This window comes from Streptomyces sp. P9(2023) (genome assembly GCF_032436795.1).
Lineage (GTDB): Bacteria > Actinomycetota > Actinomycetes > Streptomycetales > Streptomycetaceae > Streptomyces.
Map to the genome: position 1 here is coordinate 1 of NZ_JAUPWM010000076.1, position 3,241 is coordinate 3,241.

Consider the following 3,241-nt stretch of genomic DNA (forward strand, 5'->3'; position numbering starts at 1 on the left):
GCCTGCCAGCCGCCTGGGGCGGCGGCTCTGGCCACGCGGCGGAGCCGCACATCAGGCACAGCCTCCGGACTGTTGGCCTGAGTGTCACCGCGCGGAGCTACCCTGCGAGGCATGACCAGTCCCGCCGCCTCACCCGCGTACCGCAGGCTCACCGTCGAGGAGCGCCGGGTGCAGCTCCTCGCCGCCGCCCTGACGCTCTTCGCGCACCGGGCGCCCGACGAGGTCTCCCTCGACGACGTCGCCGAGGCGGCGGGCGTGTCGCGGCCGCTCGTCTACCGCTACTTCCCCGGCGGCAAGCAGCAGCTCTACGAGGCGGCCCTGCGCTCCTCCGCCGACGCGCTGGAGCGCTGCTTCGCCGAGCCGCCGGTCGGCCCGCCGACCGAGCGGCTCGCCCGGGTCCTGGACCGCTATCTGACCTTCGTGGACGAGCACGACGCAGGTTTCAGCGCCCTCCTCCAGGGCGGCAGCGTCGCCGAGACCTCCCGTACGACGGCGATCGTGGACGAGGTGCGGCGGGCGGCGGCGGAGCAGATCCTCGTCCACCTGGGGGTGGCCGAGCCCGGCCCCCGGCTGCGGATGATGGTCCGCACCTGGATCGCGGCGGTGGAGGCGGCCTCGCTGATCTGGCTGGACGAGGAGAAGCGGCCGTCGGCCGGCGAGCTGCGGGACTGGCTGGTCGACCATCTGATCGCGCTGCTCGCGGCGACGGCCGCGACCGACGAGGAGACGGCGGGGGTCGTCAAGCGGATGCTCGCACAGGAGACCCCCGAGGGGCCGGTCGGGACGCTGGCGCGGCGGGTGACGCCCGTGGTGAGCGAGGCCGCGCACCTCATATGAGACCGGCGTAGACGAGACTGGTCCCGTGAGAAGCGAGAACACGCCCTTCCGCGGCGGCCCCCTGGACGGCGAGATCCTGCCCGTCCTCGTCGGACCGACCGGCCATCCGCCGAAGTGGTACGAAGTCCCGGTCCCGGACACGGACGGCGGCCCGCCGGCCGTCCACACCTACCGCCGCGAACCGGCCGGCCACTCCAAGCGGCTCGGGCTGCCGCGCGGCTGGGTGTACGAGTACGTCCCCGAGGGCCGCGAGCGGTTCGTGCCGAAGTGGCCCTGGACCAATCCGAACGGGTGAGCCGATTGGGCCGATTCGCCCCTTTGTGAGCTCATCCGACCGCACAGCCCCGCCATCATCGCGGTGGAGGTGATGACGTGTCAGGAAGGCTGCTGCGCACGGTCTGCACGGGGGTGCTCGCCGCGACGACGGCGCTGGCGGGGGTCCCGACGGCGACGGCGGACGACCCGGCGGACCCACAGGTGGAGGCACCGGTGGAGGCGCCCGTAGCCCCGGCGGTGGAAGCGTCGGAGGAGGCGCCCGTAGACCCGGCGGTGGAAGCGTCGGAGGAGGCGTCGGAGGAGGTCCCCGAGGAGGCTCCGGCGGACCCGCCCGTGGGGTCGCCCGCCGGGGACGCCGCCGAACTCCCGCCCCCCGGCGGGGACTCGGTCGTCGCGCTCCTCACCCGGCTCCAGACCTTGTACCGGCAGGCTGAGCAGGCGACCGAGGCGCACAACGCCACCGACGAGGCGCTGCGGCTCCAGACCGCCGACACCAAGAAGGTCGGCGAGGCCCTCACCCGCGCCCGCGAGCGCCTCGCCCAGGGACGGAACGCGGCCGGCCGGCTCGCCAGGGAGCAGTACCAGGGGCGGGCGGCGGCCTCGGCGTTCTCCCCGTACCTGCGGCTGCTGCTCTCCGACGACCCCCGGCACGCCCTGGACCAGGGCCACCTGATGGACCGTGCGGCCCGCGACCGGGCCACCGCCGTCACCCGGCTCACGGCGGCGGAGAAGAAGGCCGGCGAGCTGGCGACCGCCTCCCGCAAGGCCCTGGACCGGCAGCGGACGCTGACCACGCGACAGAAGAAGCAGCGCGACGACGTGCAGCAGCGGCTCAAGGACGTGCAGAAGCTGCTCGCCTCGCTCCCGCCCGACCAGCTCACCCGGCTGACCGAACTGGAGCGGACCCAGACGGCCGGCGCCCAGCGCGAGCTGCTCGACACCGGCGTCCTGGACGGCGACCGGACCCCGTCCCGGGCGGGCGGCGAGGCGCTGCGGTACGCGGTGCGGCAGATCGGCAAGCCGTACGTGTGGGGCGCCGAGGGCCCGGAGTCGTACGACTGCTCGGGGCTGACCTCCCAGGCCTGGGCGAGCGCGGGCCGGGAGATCCCGCGCACCAGCCAGGAACAGTGGCGCACCCTCCCGAGGGTGCCGCTGCGCGAGCTGCGCCCGGGCGACCTGGTGGTCTACTTCCCCGAGGCCACCCATGTGGCGATCTATCTCGGCCACGGCCTGGTCGTCCAGGCCCCCCGCCCGGGCACCAAGGTCAAGGTGTCCCCGATCGCCGCCAACCCCCTCCTGGGCGCGGTCCGCCCCGACCCGACGGCCGTCGCCCTGACGACGTACACGCCGCCCGAGCTTCCGGCGGGGGCCACGGACGGCGCGGACGAGGGGTTCGATCAGGGCGGGGCCTGAGCACCCTTCACCCGGCGACGACCGACGCACCGAAGCAGACAGAACGGAGGAAGGCGTTCCGATTCGTGGCATCAAGTGGCGTTCCGGAAAGATCAGTTGATGCGAATACTTATGCGATCATGACAATGATTTCCGGGCCACGGGCCGGAACCTTCTTGATTGCAGAGGACCATGAAGTTCAACCCGATCGTCCGCGCCCGCCGCGGCCTGCTCGTTCTTGCAGCATCCCTCGGCCTCGTCTTCGGCGTCTCGGCCGCTCCGGCCCAGGCCGCGCCGTCCATCTGGTACGTGGGCACCGTCGAGATCCGCGCGGAGCACTCTGGCCAGTGTCTTGAGGTGGCGAACTGGAGCACGGCGAACGGCGCGGCCGTCCGCCAGTGGCCCTGCACCGGTGGCGCCAACCAGAAATGGCACCGCTACTCCCAGGAGGATGACCCCGGGGCGTTCTACTACGTGAACGTCAACAGTAACAAGTGCATGGAGATCGGCGGCTGGGGGCGCGACAACGGTGCGACCGCCAACCAGTGGGACTGCCACTGGGGCCTCAACCAGGTCTTCCGCGGCCAGTCCAGTCTCGCCATGGACTACGCGTACGCCCCGCGCAAGTGCCTGGAGATAGCCGACTGGAGCACGCAGGCGGGCGCCCCCGCGCGGCTGTGGACGTGCACCTACAACCCCAACCAGTCCTTCAGCATCAAGGCCGTGGACTGGTAAT

General features: G+C 72.6%; 4 protein-coding genes. All 4 read left to right on the plus strand.

Features of this window, described 5'->3' with window-relative positions; translation table 11 throughout:
- The first annotated feature begins 111 nt into the window (after window positions 1–111).
- The 4 genes from Q5762_RS36595 to Q5762_RS36610 all read left to right on the plus strand — a co-directional run bounded on the left by Q5762_RS36595 (window position 112) and on the right by Q5762_RS36610 (window position 3,240).
- On the plus strand, window positions 112–837 hold the full coding sequence (locus tag Q5762_RS36595) for a TetR/AcrR family transcriptional regulator (RefSeq protein WP_315896643.1): 726 nt from the start codon (window positions 112–114) through the stop codon (window positions 835–837).
- Window positions 838–862: 25 nt separating this feature from the next.
- Window positions 863–1,132 (plus strand): hypothetical protein, encoded by a 270-nt coding sequence (locus tag Q5762_RS36600; RefSeq protein WP_315896644.1) that lies wholly within the window; start codon window positions 863–865, stop codon window positions 1,130–1,132.
- Between the two features lie 77 nt (window positions 1,133–1,209).
- On the plus strand, window positions 1,210–2,526 hold the full coding sequence (locus Q5762_RS36605; RefSeq protein ID WP_315896645.1) for an NlpC/P60 family protein: 1,317 nt from the start codon (window positions 1,210–1,212) through the stop codon (window positions 2,524–2,526).
- 171 nt (window positions 2,527–2,697) lie between these two features.
- Window positions 2,698–3,240, plus strand: a complete 543-nt coding sequence (locus tag Q5762_RS36610; RefSeq protein ID WP_315896646.1) for an RICIN domain-containing protein — start codon at window positions 2,698–2,700, stop codon at window positions 3,238–3,240.
- Window position 3,241 lies beyond the last annotated feature (1 nt).